The sequence below is a fragment of the Williamsia muralis genome (genome assembly GCF_002735905.1).
Classification (GTDB): Bacteria; Actinomycetota; Actinomycetes; order Mycobacteriales; family Mycobacteriaceae; genus Williamsia; species Williamsia muralis_A.
Genome location: NZ_PEBD01000012.1, coordinates 320,923 through 336,336 on the forward strand (window position 1 = coordinate 320,923; position 15,414 = coordinate 336,336).

At 66.7% G+C, this 15,414-nt stretch carries 15 protein-coding genes; 9 read left to right on the forward strand and 6 right to left on the reverse strand.

All coding sequences use genetic code 11. The features are described from left to right. Positions 1–31 precede the first annotated feature (31 nt). Positions 32–556 (reverse strand): DUF3093 domain-containing protein, encoded by a 525-nt coding sequence (locus CSW57_RS23600; protein ID WP_223249470.1) that lies wholly within the window; start codon positions 554–556, stop codon positions 32–34. Positions 557–578: 22 nt separating this feature from the next. On the opposite strand from CSW57_RS23600, the gene dut reads away from it, so the two are divergent. Both dut and CSW57_RS23610 read left to right on the forward strand, forming a co-directional pair. After that, entirely contained in the window at positions 579–1,082 is a 504-nt protein-coding gene (gene dut, locus CSW57_RS23605) for a dUTP diphosphatase (RefSeq protein ID WP_099385077.1), read from the forward strand. Between the two features lie 3 nt (positions 1,083–1,085). Further along, positions 1,086–1,922 (forward strand): DUF3710 domain-containing protein, encoded by an 837-nt coding sequence (locus CSW57_RS23610; protein WP_099385021.1) that lies wholly within the window; start codon positions 1,086–1,088, stop codon positions 1,920–1,922. On the opposite strand, the gene CSW57_RS23615 is transcribed toward CSW57_RS23610, so the two are convergent. Then, positions 1,919–2,647: an alpha/beta fold hydrolase gene (locus CSW57_RS23615; protein WP_099385022.1), complete on the reverse strand. Its 729-nt coding sequence runs from the start codon at positions 2,645–2,647 to the stop codon at positions 1,919–1,921. The two genes, CSW57_RS23610 and CSW57_RS23615, sit on opposite strands and share 4 nt — an antisense overlap. A 110-nt stretch (positions 2,648–2,757) precedes the next feature. Between CSW57_RS23615 and CSW57_RS23620 the strand changes: the two genes are divergently transcribed. Both CSW57_RS23620 and CSW57_RS23625 read left to right on the forward strand, forming a co-directional pair. Next, a complete protein-coding gene (locus CSW57_RS23620) occupies positions 2,758–3,129 on the forward strand; it encodes an OB-fold nucleic acid binding domain-containing protein (RefSeq protein WP_023959592.1) in 372 nt (123 codons plus the stop codon). 112 nt (positions 3,130–3,241) lie between these two features. Beyond that, a complete protein-coding gene (locus tag CSW57_RS23625) occupies positions 3,242–3,874 on the forward strand; it encodes a DUF3159 domain-containing protein (RefSeq protein WP_099385079.1) in 633 nt (210 codons plus the stop codon). Here CSW57_RS23625 and CSW57_RS23630 read toward each other — a convergent pair. Continuing rightward, positions 3,846–4,520: a potassium channel family protein gene (locus CSW57_RS23630; RefSeq protein WP_030163327.1), complete on the reverse strand. Its 675-nt coding sequence runs from the start codon at positions 4,518–4,520 to the stop codon at positions 3,846–3,848. The genes CSW57_RS23625 and CSW57_RS23630 overlap by 29 nt on opposite strands. A gap of 65 nt (positions 4,521–4,585) precedes the next feature. Then, positions 4,586–5,254 (reverse strand): potassium channel family protein, encoded by a 669-nt coding sequence (locus tag CSW57_RS23635; RefSeq protein WP_099385023.1) that lies wholly within the window; start codon positions 5,252–5,254, stop codon positions 4,586–4,588. A gap of 130 nt (positions 5,255–5,384) precedes the next feature. Here CSW57_RS23635 and CSW57_RS23640 point away from each other — a divergent pair, with 130 nt between their 5' ends. The 3 genes from CSW57_RS23640 to dxs all read left to right on the forward strand — a co-directional run bounded on the left by CSW57_RS23640 (position 5,385) and on the right by dxs (position 10,871). Continuing rightward, positions 5,385–7,412: an APC family permease gene (locus CSW57_RS23640; protein WP_174548733.1), complete on the forward strand. Its 2,028-nt coding sequence runs from the start codon at positions 5,385–5,387 to the stop codon at positions 7,410–7,412. Further along, positions 7,409–8,797, forward strand: coding sequence for a class I SAM-dependent RNA methyltransferase (locus CSW57_RS23645; RefSeq protein WP_223249471.1), 1,389 nt, complete (start codon positions 7,409–7,411; stop codon positions 8,795–8,797). The genes CSW57_RS23640 and CSW57_RS23645 overlap by 4 nt, the downstream gene beginning before the upstream one ends. 88 nt (positions 8,798–8,885) lie before the next feature. Then, on the forward strand, positions 8,886–10,871 hold the full coding sequence (gene dxs / locus CSW57_RS23650) for a 1-deoxy-D-xylulose-5-phosphate synthase (RefSeq protein ID WP_099385081.1): 1,986 nt from the start codon (positions 8,886–8,888) through the stop codon (positions 10,869–10,871). 9 nt (positions 10,872–10,880) lie between these two features. On the opposite strand, the gene CSW57_RS23655 is transcribed toward dxs, so the two are convergent. Both CSW57_RS23655 and CSW57_RS23660 read right to left on the reverse strand, forming a co-directional pair. Next, positions 10,881–12,230: an HRDC domain-containing protein gene (locus CSW57_RS23655; protein WP_099385024.1), complete on the reverse strand. Its 1,350-nt coding sequence runs from the start codon at positions 12,228–12,230 to the stop codon at positions 10,881–10,883. A gap of 12 nt (positions 12,231–12,242) precedes the next feature. Further along, a complete protein-coding gene (locus tag CSW57_RS23660; RefSeq protein ID WP_030163311.1) occupies positions 12,243–12,833 on the reverse strand; it encodes a DUF3000 domain-containing protein in 591 nt (196 codons plus the stop codon). A 116-nt stretch (positions 12,834–12,949) separates the two neighbouring features. Between CSW57_RS23660 and hemE the strand changes: the two genes are divergently transcribed. Together hemE and hemG are read left to right on the forward strand one after the other, a co-directional pair. Then, entirely contained in the window at positions 12,950–13,999 is a 1,050-nt protein-coding gene (gene hemE, locus CSW57_RS23665; protein ID WP_099385082.1) for a uroporphyrinogen decarboxylase, read from the forward strand. After that, positions 13,996–15,381, forward strand: a complete 1,386-nt coding sequence (hemG, locus tag CSW57_RS23670) for a protoporphyrinogen oxidase (protein WP_099385025.1) — start codon at positions 13,996–13,998, stop codon at positions 15,379–15,381. Before hemE ends, hemG begins: the two co-directional genes overlap by 4 nt. The last annotated feature ends 33 nt before the right edge of the window (positions 15,382–15,414 follow it).

A 15,414-nucleotide genomic window follows, 5' to 3' on the forward strand; every position in this document is an offset into this window, starting at 1 on the left:
TGATCGCCGGCGGGTTCGACTACCCCGGCTCCTAGGCTTCGGTGGCCGCGTCTGGTAATCCCAGCGCGGCCACCAGCTTTTCGGGGTGTCGCGTACTGACGAGCCAGTAGGGCGTTGGGTCGTCGGGGTCGTCGAGAACCAGTAAGACCATCGTCTTCACCCAGAACTTGTGAACCAGGAACGCGGCCGGATCGAGCTGGCGGCCCAGCGCGGCACTCTTCGCAGCGGCCGGGATCACGGCGGCCCGGTCGATCACCTCGATCGGCAGATGGGCATTGTGGGCCCACAATTCACCGTCGGCCACCCGTATGCGCGTGCGGCCCATCGACCACAGACCCCAGAAGACCAGCGGGGTGAGGACCGCGTACGCGATCCAGCTCAGCGAGCTCTGATGCAAGGCCAGTTGCACCTCGTACCCGAGCAATCCGATCAACGCGACGCCCAACAGCCACCACCAGGCAGGTACGCGCAGCCGCTCGTCATGGGTCCCCTCGGATGGGGTCGGGCGGGTGCCGGCAGCGTCACCGGCAGGGTCGGGTGATGGAAGAGGTGGCACGTCCCCAGCGTAGTCTTCCGGTGTGGCAACCAACGCTGGCAGCACCCCCGCCGATGCACCGTTCGTCGCCGTCAGGCGTCTTGATCCGGGCATCGATCTACCCACGCGGGCCCATCCGGGTGATGCGGGTGTGGACCTGTCGAGCACGATCGACGTGGTGCTCGAACCCGGCCATCGGGCCTTGGTGCCGACCGGCATCTCGATAGCGTTGCCGATGGGCACGGTGGGACTGATCCACCCGCGCTCGGGCCTGGCCGCCCGCGCGGGACTGTCGATCGTCAACACACCCGGAACCGTCGACTCGGGATATCGCGGTGAGATCAAGGTGTGCCTGATCAATCTGGATCCGCACGATGCGATCACGATCGCCAGGGGCGACCGGATCGCCCAGCTGCTGGTCCAGAAGGTCGAGTTGCCCAACTTCGTCGAGGTCGACGAACTGGACGAGACAAGCCGGGGTGCAGGCGGATACGGATCGAGTGGGGGCCACGCGATGTTGGGGGCCTCGCAGCCGAAGGGAGTCTGAACCATGGCACGGGACAAGGCAATCGGGCGTGGCCGCCGCGCCCGCGGTGCGGCATCTGAGCCCGATGTCGAACCGAAGGTCATCGGCAGCGGTGAAGGCCCTTACGACATCGGCGATCTGGCCGCAGATGCCGGCTTCGAGAACTCTCATCTCGATCTGGGCTCGGTACTCGTGCCCGTGGTCGAGGGCGGTCAGGTCACCGTTGAGATGACCGCCGACCACCAGCCCCAGGCCGTGTATCTGGTGACGCCCCACGGGCGGATCACCGTGGCGGCCTTCGCCGCGCCGAAAACGAGCGGGCAGTGGCGCGAGGTCGTCGGCGAGCTGACCGAGTCCCTGCGTGCCGAGGGAGCAGAGACCAGCATCGAGACCGGCTTCTGGGGGCGTGAGGTGGTCGCCACCGTGCCCGGCGGCATTCATCGTTTCATCGGCGTCGACGGTCCGCGCTGGATGATCCGCTGTGTTGCCAGTGCGCCGACCGCCAGTGCCGAAAGCCTGTCGAAGGTGGCCCGGGCTGTGGTCAGCGAAACGGTCGTTCGCCGCGGCGACGAACCACATCCACCCCGAACCCCGCTGGCGATCGTGCTGCCACCCGTGCTGGCCGAGCAGGTCGCGGCCGCACAGCAGCAGATGGCGGCCGGTCAGCAGAATGTTCCGGGTGCCGTACCCGACACGGGGGCCCAGGCCCAGTCTGCGCAGGCGAACGTGATGGTGCAGGGCGGCGCCGAGGCCGTTGCCGTCGAATCGGAGCCGCCCGCCCCGGCCGAACCGGAGGTCGAACCGGGTCCGGTGTCTCGCGGTTCGGCAATGCAGCAGCTCCGCAATCAGCCCAAGCGCTAGCCGGGGGCGGCCGTGAGGTCGCGCCAGCCGTGGATAGCGAGGCGGCCCAGGAGCGCCGGGTCCGCACCCCATCGGGCCATCGAGATCTCGGTCGCCACCGAGCTGTCGGCGGCGTCGTGCCACGCCTTCGCAACGTCTGCGGGGTGCACCGGGTCGTCGGACACCGCAACGATCGACAGTGGAACCCGCAGTCCCGCAATCACTTCCGCGGTCGGGGCGACATAGTTGGCGGCCTCGTCCAGTTGTGACACCAGGTGCGGACCGGCGGCCCGCCAGGATCTGTCCAGTTCGGCGGAGAGCCAGGCCGGACTGCCGGCAGACATCTGTCTGATCGTTTCCTCCAACCCGTGGGTGCGGATCAATGCTGCGGTCCAGGCTGCGCTGTGCGCAGCAGGCGCCGTGCGCGGAGAACCGATCCACGGGGGCAGGGCCGCGAGCACCCCGGCGCACGCGGCCGGATGCGACAACGCCCACTGCACCGCAACGCACGCACCGATGGAGATGCCCGCCGCTATCACCTGGGTGTGGTCTGCGGCGGCACGGTCCAGAGCGCGCTCGTATCCCCGGACCAGCCCGGCCCCGTCCGGATCCACCGCGACGACCGGCAGTCCCGTGGACCCGAACGCGCGTCTGGCGTAGTCGGCATCCGACCCCGTCCCGGGCAGCGCCACGACCACCGGATCGGCACTTGCAGGGACCGTTCGCGACCCCTCTGAACTGCGCATCTGTTGATCTTCCCGTGGAGGGTGGAAGTCGGGTGTGCGGGGGTCTACTCTGGCGGAAGCACAGCCCCGTGCCCACCAGCCCGATTGTCCCCGAAGGGTGCATAAGCGCAATGACCGCAGGCGGATATCTCAAACGCCTCACCCGCAGGCTCACCGAAGACATCGATCAACTCGATGCCGAGGACATCTCACAGCAGTCGCAACAAGCAGGTGCACAGCGCGCCTGCGATTGTTCGGCAGGCGACGAGGTGACCATGCAAGGTGAGCTCCGCTCCGTCCAGACCTGCTCGAAGGCCATGAAGACCGGGATAGTCGCCGAGTTCTTCGACGGAACCGACGTGGTGACCCTGAAGTTCATCGGCCGTAATCGCATCCCCGGCATCGAACCCGGACGGACGTTGACGGTGCGCGGTCGAATCGGTGAGCACGACGGCAACAAGGTGATGTTCAACCCGTACTACGAGTTGCTCGGTGAGAGCTGACGGCAGCGCTCATCGGCAGCAGCCAGATGGCGATGAGCGGGTGCCGCCCAACGACACCACCCCGGGTGACGTCGACAAGGCCGACGCTCCCACGCTGACGCTGCTAGAGCAGATGGGTGGCGTCTCGGGGCTGATCTACTCGTCGGTGCCGATCCTCGTGTTCGTCCCCGCCAACTCGTTGTGGAATCTGACGGTGGCAATCTACGCCGCCCTGGCCACGGCGCTGGTCATCTTCCTGGTCCGGCTGGTGCGGCGTGAACCCATTCAGCCGGCCATCTCCGGTGTGATCGGCGTGGCGGTGTGCGCGTTCATCGCCCACCGCACGGGCAATGCGAAGGGATTCTTCCTCTTCGGCATCTGGACGACACTGCTCTACGCCGGTGTTTTCGTGCTCTCCATCATCGTCCGGTGGCCGCTGGTCGGCGTGATCTGGAACACGTTGAACGGCAACGGAACCGACTGGCGTCGTCATCGGCGCACGTTGATCGCCTACGACATCGCGACCGCCATCTGGGCAGCCCTCTTCGGCGTGCGCTACCTCGTCCAGTCATTCCTCTACGACCACGATGAAACCGGTGCTCTCGCGATCGCACGGATCGGGATGGGGTGGCCACTGACAGCGGCCGCAGTTGTTGCGACGTTCTTCTTGGTCCGGTGGGCACACAAGGAAGAGTCTGTGGATCAGGACGACACCACCCCGGAGCAGCCGGACGGGATCAGCGGGCAGGCCCCGCCGGCTCGATGATCGCTGCGCGCAACTGACCTTCGGCCTCGGCGGGCACGATGAAGATCAGCTCGTCGCCGCCTTCCACGGCGTCGTCGGCGAGCGGCACGATCACGCGTCCGCCCCGCAGGATCGTGACCAGAGCGGCGTCGCGGGGGAGTCGCAGCTTTTTCACGGGCTTGCCCGCCAAGGGTGTGTTGTCGGGAAGCGTCATCTCGACGAGATTGGCCTGCCCTTGCCGGAAGGTCATGAGCCGGACCAGATCACCCACCGATACCGCTTCCTCGACCAGTGAGGCGAGCATCCGCGGTGTGGAGACGGCCACATCCACGCCCCAGTCCTCGTCGAACAACCATTCGTTGCGGGGATCGTTGACCCGGGCGACCACACGGTGGACCGCGAACTCGGTTTTCGCGAGCAGGCTGACCACCAGGTTGGCCTTGTCATCTCCGGTGGCCGCGATCACCACGTCGAACCGTTGCAGCTGAACCCGCTCGAGGTTGTCCAACTCACACGCATCGCCGCCGACCCACTGTGCCCCCGGTACCGATTCCTCGTCGATGTGCTCAGGATTGCGCTCGAGCAAGGTGACGTCGTGGGCGTTGGCGATCAGCTCCCGTGCGATGGAACGGCCTACCGCGCCGGCTCCGGCGATCGCGACCTTCATGATTTCTCCTACGGGCTGTGGTCGAAAGATCTCGTTCGTGACTGGGTGGGTGATGCGGGCAGAACTCAGTCGAACTCCGGGGCCACGCCGGCGGCAACGGTGCGCACTGCCTCGAGGTTGTCGGTGAGGGCCGCGACGAACACCTGATCATCCTGCTGGAGAACCGATTTCGGGCTGGGTAACAAGGGCCTGCCCAGTCGGTTGATGAAACTGACCCGGGACCCGGTGTTCTCCTGGAACAGGGTCACCGAGGTTCCCACCCACGATTCGTGCACGGTGAGCTGGACGATCGCGACCTCGCCCGACGGTTCGGTCCAGGCGACATCGTCAGCACTGCGACTGCCCAGCGCGGAGATGAACCGGTCAGTGGTCCACGGCACCGTCGCCACGGTGGGAATGCCCAGCCGTTCGTAGACCGCGGCGCGCTTGGCGTCGTAGATCCGGGCGACGACCTTGGGCACATTGAAGGTCTCGCGGGCGACGCGTGCGGCGATGATGTTGGAATTGTCACCGGAGGAGACCGCCGCGAAGGCGTCGGCATCGGCGATTCCTGCGCGGCGCAACACTTCCTGATCGAATCCGACGCCCTTGACCTTGGTTCCGCCGAAATCCTCGGGAAGTCGCCGGAACGCTGTGGCGTCGCGGTCGATGATCGACACATCGTGCCCGGAACCTTGCAGCTCCTGGGCAATGGACGCGCCCACGCGACCGCATCCCATCACCACAACATGCATGAGAACTCCTCGCTCACATCACTCGAGTGAACTGTTGCTCCGAGCTCGGCTCGGCCGCGTCCACTCACTCTCCCGAACGCTACCGTGACCGGCGTAGCTATACGGCAGCACAGGCCCTATTGTTTGCTTGGTGTCCACGGTGTCGAAGACCTCCACCGCAGCCAAACGGCTGCTGCTGGGACGTCCTTTCAGGAGCGACAAACTCGGGCACACCTTGCTGCCCAAGCGGATCGCCCTCCCGGTCTTCGCCTCCGATGCCATGTCATCGGTGGCCTACGCCCCGCAGGAGATCTTCCTCGTCCTCTCGGTCGCGGGTCTGTCGGCGTATACGTACACACCCTGGATCGGTCTCGCCGTCGCCTTGGTGATGGTCGTGGTGGTCGCCAGCTACCGGCAGAACGTCCACGCCTACCCCTCCGGCGGCGGCGACTACGAGGTGGCGACGACCAACCTCGGCCCCACTGCCGGTCTGACGGTCGGTAGCGCACTGCTGGTCGACTATGTCTTGACGGTGGCCGTGTCCATCGCATCGGCGGCCGAGAACATCGGTTCGGCCATCCCACTGGTCCAGGACCACAAGGTGTGGTTCTGCGTGGTGGCGATCGTTCTGCTGACGTCGATCAACCTGCGCGGACTCCGAGAATCGGGCACTGCCTTCGCAATTCCCACCTACGCCTTCATCTTCGGGATGGTGGCGATGCTCGGCTGGGGTTTCCTGCGGGTCCTCGTGTTCGGTGATGACCTCACCGCCGAGACCGCAGGCTACGAGATCAAGGCCGAGCAGAGTCACCTCGTCGGTATCGCGTTCGTGTTCCTCATCGCCAGGGCGTTCTCGTCGGGCTGTGCGGCGCTGACCGGGGTGGAGGCGATCAGCAACGGGGTACCCGCGTTCAAGAAGCCCAAGTCCCGCAATGCGGCCACCACCCTGCTGCTGCTCGGCGGCATCTCCATCGTCCTGTTGATGGGCATGATCCTGCTGGCCAAGCAGATCGGTGTGAAGTACGTATCGGATCCGGCGAAAGACCTCATCGGCGCCCCCGACGGATACGAGCAGAAGTCCTTGATCGCCCAGATCGGGCACGCCGTGTTCGGTGGGTTCACGCCCGGCTTCTACTTCGTGACGATCGTCACCGCGCTGATCCTGGTACTCGCAGCGAACACGGCGTTCAACGGTTTCCCGGTGCTCGGTTCGGTTCTGGCACAGGATCGCTACCTCCCGCGACAGCTCCACACCCGTGGTGACCGGCTTGCCTTCTCGAACGGAATCCTCTTTCTCGCTGCGGCGGCGATCGCGTTTGTCGTCGCCTTCGGCGCTGAGGTGACCGCGTTGATCCAGCTCTACATCGTCGGGGTGTTCGTGTCGTTCACCCTCAGCCAGATCGGCATGGTCCGGCACTGGACGCGCCACCTCAAGACAGAGAAGGACCCCAGCGCAAGGTCGCGAATGCTGCGCTCGCGGGTGATCAACAGCATCGGTCTGGTGATGACCGGTTCGGTCCTGATGATCGTCCTGGTGACGAAATTCCTTGCCGGAGCATGGATCGCCATCGTGGCGATGGTCGCGATCTTCGGCCTGATGAAGCTGATCCACCGGCACTACGCCTCGGTGCAGGCCGAATTGGACAATTCCGACTACGAGGCGGTGTTGCCGAGCCGCACCCATTCGATCGTGCTCGTGTCCACGCTGCACCTGCCGACCCGCCGGGCGATAGCGTTTGCCAGGGCCACCCGTCCGGACACCCTCGAAGCCGTCACCGTGAACGTCGACGACCGCGACACCCGGAAACTGGTGGCGCAGTGGGAAGACAGCGACATCACCGTGCCGCTCAAGGTGATCGCCTCGCCGTATCGAGAGGTCACCCGGCCGGTCATCGAGTACGTGCGCCGACTGCGGCGTGAGTCACCGCGCGATGTGGTGACGGTGTTCATCCCGGAGTACGTGGTGGGGCATTGGTGGGAGCAGATCTTGCACAACCAGTCGGCACTGCGCCTGAAGGGTCGTCTGCTGTTCGAACCGGGTGTGATGGTGACGTCGGTTCCGTGGCAGCTCAGCTCGTCCGACCGCCGTAAACGCGACCGGGTCTACATTGCCCCGGGCGACACCCGGCGCGGTGTCGGCTCCACACCCGGCGAACGCACCGGACGTGGGCCCGAGTGAGCGGCCCCGAGAGCAAAGAAGGCCACGACACCGGTTGGCTGGGAACAGAATTCGACATCACCGTTGACCGGCTGGGTCACGGCGGCGTCTGTGTCGGCCGCCATGAAGGCAGGGTTGTCTTCGTCCGGCACGCGCTGCCGGGAGAACGGTTGCGGGTCCAGGTCACCGAGGATCGTGGCAAAGGGTTCTGCCGCGCCGAGGTGGTGGACATCCTCACCCCGTCCGATCACCGGATCGACCCGGCTTGCCCGGCAGGAGCCCCCGGTGGCGGCGCCGGATGCTGTGATCTGTCCCATACCACCGGAAGCCATGCGCGCGAGTTGAAGTCGTCCGTGCTCACCGAATTGCTGTCCAGGATGGGCGGGGTCACCTGGGAAGGCGAGGTCACCTCGCTCGACCCGCACGCCGGATCCGAACCGGAGACGGGATGGCGAATCAGGCAACGGCTGTTCGTCGACGACGACGGCAGGCCCGGCCTGGCGGCCTTCGGGTCGCATGCGGTGGTGCCACGACTGGACTGTGCGCAGCCGGTCACCGGCATGCTCGGCGGGCTCGACGAGTACACCGGCCTGACACCCGGGGCCGAGCTGGTCATCACGATCGGTGACGACGAACAGCGGCACATCTCGCAGATCGCGCCACCGGAGGCAGAACGCGGTCGGCCGGCGAAGCGGCGGACCCGGGCGAACGATCGACGCGGTCAGGCGCAGCGGTCACGCTCGAAACGCGCCGCGCCGCGGGTCGAGAAAATCGTCTCGGGCACCGAATCGGTTCAGCGCACGGTCGGGAACAGGACGTGGCTCTTGCCGGTGTCGGGCTTCTGGCAGGCCCACCGGCTGGCGGCAGCCGGGTACGCGAACACGGTCCGAGAGCTGCTCCGGCAGGCCGACCTGGGTCCGGCCGTGGTCGCCTGGGATCTGTACGGGGGAGCCGGAACGCTGGCCGGCGCGATCCTCGACGAGTGCGACAGCACCCGCGCGGTGGTGACCGTCCATGTCGTGGAGACGGACCCACAGGCGGTCGCCGCAGGATCCGAGACGTTCGCCGACGACCCGCGCGTGCACTTCCACCACTCGAGCGTGACCCGGACCGTGGCGGATCTGCCCGCCCCGACCGTTGTCGTCGCCGACCCGCCACGCGCGGGCGCGGGCAGGGAAGTGGTGGAGAAGGTCGTCGCCGCAGCGCCCTCGGCGATCATCGCTGTCGGCTGCGACCCGGCCACCTTCGCCCGTGACCTGGCGGACTATCGACGCGGCGGCTACGAAGTGCACTGGTTGCGCGGTTTCGACGCGTTCCCGCTGACCCACCACATCGAAGCGATCGCGCTACTGCGGTCCTCGCCACAGTCGGCTGCGGTACGAGCCCGCAGCGGCATACGTCCGTAGACTGGGTGATCACGTGCCGCCACAGCCCGGCGGCGCAGCGACGGTCTCGAACATCTCGCCGTTGCCCATTGCCATGAAAGGACCTGGGATGAGCGTGCTGGATTCGGTCAATTCACCCGCCGACCTGCGCGAGCTCTCCTTGGAGCAGACCCGGGAACTGGCTCAGGACATCCGGCAGTTCCTCATCGCGAAGGTGGCGGCGACCGGTGGCCATCTCGGACCGAATCTCGGAGTCGTCGAGCTGACCTTGGCGCTGCACCGGGTGTTCGACTCGCCCCAGGACGCACTGCTCTTCGACACCGGTCACCAGTGTTACGTGCACAAGATCGTCACCGGTCGCAAAGGTGCCTTCGACACCCTGCGTCAGCGGGGCGGGCTGACCGGTTACCAGGAGCGAGCCGAGAGCGAGCACGACTGGATCGAGTCTTCGCACGCGTCCGCGGCGTTGTCGTACGCAGACGGGCTGTCCAAGGCGTTCGAACTGACCGGTCAGGACCGGCATGTCGTGCCGATCGTCGGAGATGGCGCGCTGACCGGGGGAATGTGCTGGGAAGCACTCAACAACATTGCCGCCGGCGATCGCAAGATGGTGATCATCGTCAACGACAACGGTCGTTCGTACGCACCTACGATCGGCGGATTCGCGCAGCATCTGTCCGGACTGCGGCTACAGCCCGCGTACGAGCGGGTCCTCGATGAAGGCCGGCGCGCGGTGTTGCGGCTGCCGCTCTTCGGGCAACTCGCGTACTCGGCACTGCACGGTCTCAAAACCGGTATCAAGGACGCGCTCACACCTCAGGCCATGTTCACCGATCTCGGCCTCAAGTACGTCGGGCCGGTCGACGGCCACGATCAGGACGCGCTCGAAAACGCTCTGCGACAGGCGAAGGCATTCGGCGGACCGGTCATCGTCCACACCGTGACCCGCAAGGGCATGGGCTATCACCACGCCGAAAACGACATCGCGGACCAGATGCACTCCACCGGGATCATCGATCCGGCCACAGGCAAGGCCACCTCGGTCTCGGCCCCGGACTGGACATCGGTCTTCTCGGCTGCCCTGGTCGAGGCCGGGAATCAGCGTCGCGACATCGTCGCCATCACCGCGGCGATGGCCGGGCCCACCGGGCTGGCCGCTTTCGGTGAGCGTTTCCCGGACCGGATGTTCGACGTGGGCATCGCCGAACAGCATGCGCTCACCTCGGCGGCGGGACTTGCACTCGGTGGGATGCACCCGGTGGTCGCCATCTACTCCACGTTTCTCAACCGCGCGTTCGACCAGTTGCTGATGGACGTTGCCTTGCTCGGCCAGCCGGTGACCCTCGTGCTCGACCGCGCCGGCGTCACCGGTCCGGATGGCCCCAGCCACAACGGAATGTGGGACCTGTCCCTGATGTCCATCGTGCCGGGCATGCGGGTCGCCGCGCCCCGCGATTCGGTGCGGCTGCGTGAGGAACTCGCCGAGGCGCTCGACATCAACGACGGCCCCACGGCGCTGCGTTTTCCGAAAGGTGCGGTGCCCGAAGATATCCGGGCAATCGATCGATTCGCCGACGGCACCGATGTGCTGCATCGGCCGGGTCACGGTGAGTCTGAAGACGTCCTGATCGTCGCGGTGGGTCCGTTCGCCTCACTGGCCATGGACACTGCAGCCCGGCTGGCGCAGCAGGGGATCGGCACCACGGTTGTCGACCCTCGCTGGGTGCTGCCGGTGCCGGAGTCCATTTCCGAACTCGCCATCACGCACCGTCTGGTGATCACCGTGGAAGACGGTGGAGTGCATGGCGGTGTCGGGTCATCGGTCTCGGAAACCCTTCGGGCGAAGGGGATCTCGACACCGGTCCGCGATGTCGGCATCGCTCAGGAGTTCCTGACGCCTGCCTCGCGTGGACAGCTGCTCGACCAGCTCGGACTCACCGCCCAGGACGTTGCTCGGGCGATCACCGCCATGGTCTCTCGCATGCAACCACCGCTGTCGTCGTCGGACGAGAGTGACCTCGACTCCGGTTTCGCGGGCTCCGACGATGTAGTACGGCCCGAGAACAGTTCAGGCACTCGCGAATCCGGCCGGTGACGCTCGCGATCAGACCTCTTCGGCTGCCGGTCCGTCTGAGTTCTCGTCATCGAGGGGCCGACCCAGCGCTTCGCTGATCACCGGCGCCGTCAGCTCTATCTGCCATGGACGCGCGCCGCCCGCGGCCAGTCGCTGCTCGACTGCCTGCAGGGTAGGCGGATCGATTCCCTCCCAGGACAATTGGCGAACCAGCTCGGGAAGCAGCAGGTTCTCGACGGGTACGGAGAACTGTTCGGAGAGGTCCGTGAGGCCGGCTCGAACTCCGGCCAACCGGGCAGCAGCCTCGGGGTCTTTGCCCTCCCATCGATTGACGGGCGGCAGACCCACCGTTGCCGGTCGGCGCGAGGGCAGTTCCTTGTCGGTCAGTCGACGCGCTGCATCGAGCGCTGACAGCCAGCGGGCGGCCTGGCGACGTTGGCGAGGGCCGCCGAACACCGGCACTTTGTACAGTTCGTCGAGTGACTTCGGGTCTGCGGTGGCAGCGGCGATGATGGCCGAGTCGGGAAGGATGCGTCCGGGAGCCACATCGCGACGCCGGGCGATCTCTTCGCGGGCATTCCAGAGCTGCTGGACGGCTGCGAGGATGCGCGGCGACTTGATGGTGTGGATACGGGAAACACGTCGCCATCTGTCGGTGCGTGGCGGTGGATCCGGTCGGGCCAGTACGGCGGCGAACTCCTGTTCGGCCCAGATTTCCTTGCCTGCATCGACCAGAGCGGCCGCAACCGCGTCACGCAATTCGATCAGGACCTCGACGTCGAGAGCGGCATAGTTGAGCCAGTCGGCCGGCAGAGGGCGCCTCGACCAGTCGGCTGCTCCGTGTCCCTTCACCAGGCCCAGCCCCAAGAAGTGCTCGACCATCGCCGCGAGGTTGACCCGGGCGATCCCGAGCAACCGGCCGGCCAGCTCGGTGTCGAAGAGCCGGGCACATCGGAATCCGAGCTCGCGCAGGCACGGCAGATCCTGATCGGCTGCGTGGAGGATCCACTCGGGGCCGTCGAGTGCGTCGATCACCGGGGTCAGCGCCTCAGGATGATCGATGGGATCGATGAGGAAGGATCCGCTACCGGTCCGTTTGATCTGGATGAGGTATGCCCGCCCCGAGTAGCGGAAGCCCGATGCGCGTTCGGTGTCGAGTGCCACCGGACCCGTGCCCTCGGACAGCAGTCGGCCGGCCTCGGCGAACTCGGCTGGGGTGGACAGGACGGGCGGAACGCCATCCGCCGGTTCTGTCAGCGGAATCGGTTCGGGACGGTCGGGCTCGTCCAGGGTGCCGCCGTCCGCCACGTCCGGCTCGCAGGATGACTGATCGCCCGGGCCGGTGTGGGCCGTCGGGTCAGTGCTCGTGGGATCGGTCATCGGCGTCCCGGCTCACGCTTTGGTGAAGCCGAGCTGCGTGACGCCTGTCGGCGGCAGCCCGGCCGCGAGCGACAGCACCTCGCAGAAAGCCTCGACGTGCCCGTCGAGGTCACTGTTGGTCGCGGTCCAGGAGGCGCGGAGTTCCAGTTGATGAGCTCGCGGTGGTCCGGAGATGTCGCCGTACCGAACCGATGAGGTGGAGGTGACCGTGCCGCCGAGGGCCGTGATCTCGATGGTGGGTTGCGCCAGGGCCTCGGTGAGCCAGCTCCACGCGACTTCCGGGAGCAATGGGTCGGCGGCGAGGACGGCTTCGACCTCTGCCTGGATGAATGCCACCAACCGCATGGTGCCGTTCCAGGCCTCGTGTCCGTCGGGATCGTAGAGCAGGATCAGCCGGCCGAAAGCGCTGCCGTCGGAGTCCGTGGCGATCTCGCCGTCGTCGGGCTGGGTCACCTCGGCGCCCACCGCATAGCTGAAGGGCGCCAGCCGCTGAGGTGGGCGAATGCTGCCGAGCTCGATCTCCGACCGCACCTTGGCCGCATGCATCGATTCGATGGCGCTGCGGAAAACTGCAGGCTCGCTCGAGGCTTCGGATGTGGTCACCCGTCGACCGTAGGTCCAAGCCGGGCGGACCGACGGTAGGCGCGCCGATGGCTTGATCGGCCCCTATTCGGTAGTCCTTGGAGTCCCGGGCGCAGTGCATGGCAGCATGTCAGGTGATGACTCAACAACATGCCCGCGCCCTTTCGCCGCTGGTCGCGGCCGCTCGTGGGCAACAGCCCGGCCGCCGACCGGTGTGGTTCATGCGGCAGGCCGGCCGCTCTCTGCCCGAGTACCGGGAGATCAGGGTCGGGCGCGGGATGCTCGAATCCTGCTTCGACCCAGACCTGGTCTGTGAGATCACCATGCAGCCGGTTCGCAGGCACGGTGTCGACGCGGCAATCCTGTTCTCCGACATCGTGGTTCCGCTCAAGGCGGCCGGGGTCGACCTCGACATCGTCTCCGGGGTGGGTCCGGTGATCGCGCACCCCATCCGCACGCACGCCGATGTCCGCGCCCTTCCCTTGCTGACACCCGACGCGGTCGGTGCGGTGTCGGCCGCGGTGAAGCTGTTGAAGGCCGAGCTCGGCGAGACCGCATTGATCGGTTTTGCCGGCGCCCCGTTCACCTTGGCGTCGTACCTGATCGAAGGCGGCCCCAGCCGCAACTACGAGAACACCAAGGCCCTGATGTACGGGCAGCCGGCCATCTGGCACGAACTGGTCGGCAAGCTCGCCGACATCACGATCGCTTTCCTGAAGGTCCAGCTCGATGCGGGAGTGGACGCCTTCCAGTTGTTCGATTCGTGGGCAGGCGCGCTCTCGGTGGCCGACTACAACGCCTTTGCCCGACCTCATTCGGCGCGCGTCTTCGCCGAACTGGCGTCGTACGACGTTCCCCGCATCCATTTCGGGGTGGGCACCGGCGAGTTGCTCCACGAAATGGGAACCGCCGGCGCCGACGTGGTCGGGGTCGACTGGCGGATTCCGCTCGACGATGCAGCGCGGCGGATCGGGCCCGGCCGGGCCCTTCAGGGAAACCTCGATCCGGCGGTGCTGTTCGCGCCGTGGCCGGTGGTGGAACAAGAGGTCCGCCGCATCGCCGCCGAAGCTGATCGGGCGGTGGCAGCGGGGGCCCTGGGCCACATCTTCAACCTCGGTCACGGGGTTCTGCCCGCCACCGACCCGACCGTGTTGACCCGGGTGGTGGAGTTGGTGCATTCGCTGTGACCCGTGTCGCGGTGCTCGGTGGCGGTATCTCGGGACTGACCGCGGCGTACCGGTTGCGGACGCTACTCGGGTCAGACGCGGTGATCGATCTCTTCGAAGCATCGCCGGTCCTCGGTGGCACGTTGCGGACAGCCGAACTCGATGGACACCATGTGGACGTCGGCGCCGAGGCATTCCTGGTTCGCCGCCCGGAAGTCGCCGCGCTGGTGGACGAACTCGGCTTGACCCCATCACTCGTCCATCCCGGTGTTCTCGGCCCCAATGTCCTCAGCGGTTCCACCCTCAAAGCAATGGCCCGTCCGACGGTGATGGGAATCCCCGGTGGTCCGGACGCCGTACGTCACCTCGCCGAGGCGGACGACCTTGCGCGCATGGCCGACGAGCCGCAGCGACCCCTCGATTGGCAAGCAGGACAAGACATGTCGATCGGGGCCCTGATAGGGGACCGATTCGGCCGGTCGATCGTGGATCGCAGTGTGGACCCGATGCTCGGCGGGGTGTATTCGGCGCGTGCCGACGACCTGGGAGTGCGGGCCGTGGTTCCTGCCCTGGCGGCGCGACTCGACGCCGATGCTCCCAGTCTGACCGCGGCGGTGACCGACCTCCTGGCCGCATCAGGTGGTTCTGGTCCGGTGTTCGGCGCCTTGGCCGGGGGATACCGCCAGCTGGTCGACGAACTCGGCCACCGGTGTGCCGCAGGCATCCATACCGGCGTGGCAATTCGACAGCTGGTCCGGGCGGGCTCCGGCTGGATGGTTGACGACGTCCATTACGACGGTGTGGTGGCGGCGTTGCCGGCTCCCGTCCTGGCCCGCGTGTGCGCAACCGTTCCCGAGGTCGCCGAGCCGCTGACGCAGGTGGACCTGTCGGGGTCGGCGGTGGTGTCGCTGGCGCTCGAGGCTGGTGTCGACTTGCCCCAGCTCTCGGGGGTGCTCGTTGCCAGTGACGAATCACTCGTGCACGCAAAGGCTTTCACCTTCAGTACGCGCAAATGGAATCACCTCGCCGAGGACGCGGTGTTGGTGAGGGTGTCGTTCGGTCGTTACGGCACCGATCTCGAAAGCATCGAGGATGACCAGCTGATCGACTGGGCTGTGGCCGATCTCGCAACGGTCATCGCTCTGGCCGGCGGGGGAGAAGTGCGTGTCGGACCGCGGGACGCCGTGGTCCAGCGGTGGCCCGGTGGACTTCCTCGATACGCGCCCGGGCACGCGTCCCTGGTGGCAGAGGTCGACCGCAGTCGACCGCCGGGTCTGGTGCTCGCCGGGGCCACTTTCGACGGTGTGGGGGTACCCGCATGTGTCGGTCGTGCAGACAGGGCGGCCCGGCAACTCGTCGCCGATCTGGCTGTTGATGGGCCGCGGAGCACGCACCTGCGCTGACATCGCGTTGTCCTGGCAATGGCAGGATGGGAG

Excerpts from the sequence above, each read along its gene's own strand:
- CSW57_RS23610 (WP_099385021.1), top strand. The coding sequence starts at position 1,086 with ATGGCACGGGACAAGGCAATCGGGCGTGGCCGCCGCGCCCGCGGTGCG.
- CSW57_RS23615 (WP_099385022.1), bottom strand. The coding sequence starts at position 2,647 with ATGCGCAGTTCAGAGGGGTCGCGAACGGTCCCTGCAAGTGCCGATCCG.
- CSW57_RS23620 (WP_023959592.1), top strand. The coding sequence starts at position 2,758 with ATGACCGCAGGCGGATATCTCAAACGCCTCACCCGCAGGCTCACCGAA.
- CSW57_RS23625 (WP_099385079.1), top strand. The coding sequence starts at position 3,242 with ATGGGTGGCGTCTCGGGGCTGATCTACTCGTCGGTGCCGATCCTCGTG.
- CSW57_RS23630 (WP_030163327.1), bottom strand. The coding sequence starts at position 4,520 with ATGAAGGTCGCGATCGCCGGAGCCGGCGCGGTAGGCCGTTCCATCGCA.
- CSW57_RS23635 (WP_099385023.1), bottom strand. The coding sequence starts at position 5,254 with ATGCATGTTGTGGTGATGGGATGCGGTCGCGTGGGCGCGTCCATTGCC.
- dxs (WP_099385081.1), top strand. The coding sequence starts at position 8,886 with ATGAGCGTGCTGGATTCGGTCAATTCACCCGCCGACCTGCGCGAGCTC.
- CSW57_RS23655 (WP_099385024.1), bottom strand. The coding sequence starts at position 12,230 with ATGACCGATCCCACGAGCACTGACCCGACGGCCCACACCGGCCCGGGC.
- hemE (WP_099385082.1), top strand. The coding sequence starts at position 12,950 with ATGACTCAACAACATGCCCGCGCCCTTTCGCCGCTGGTCGCGGCCGCT.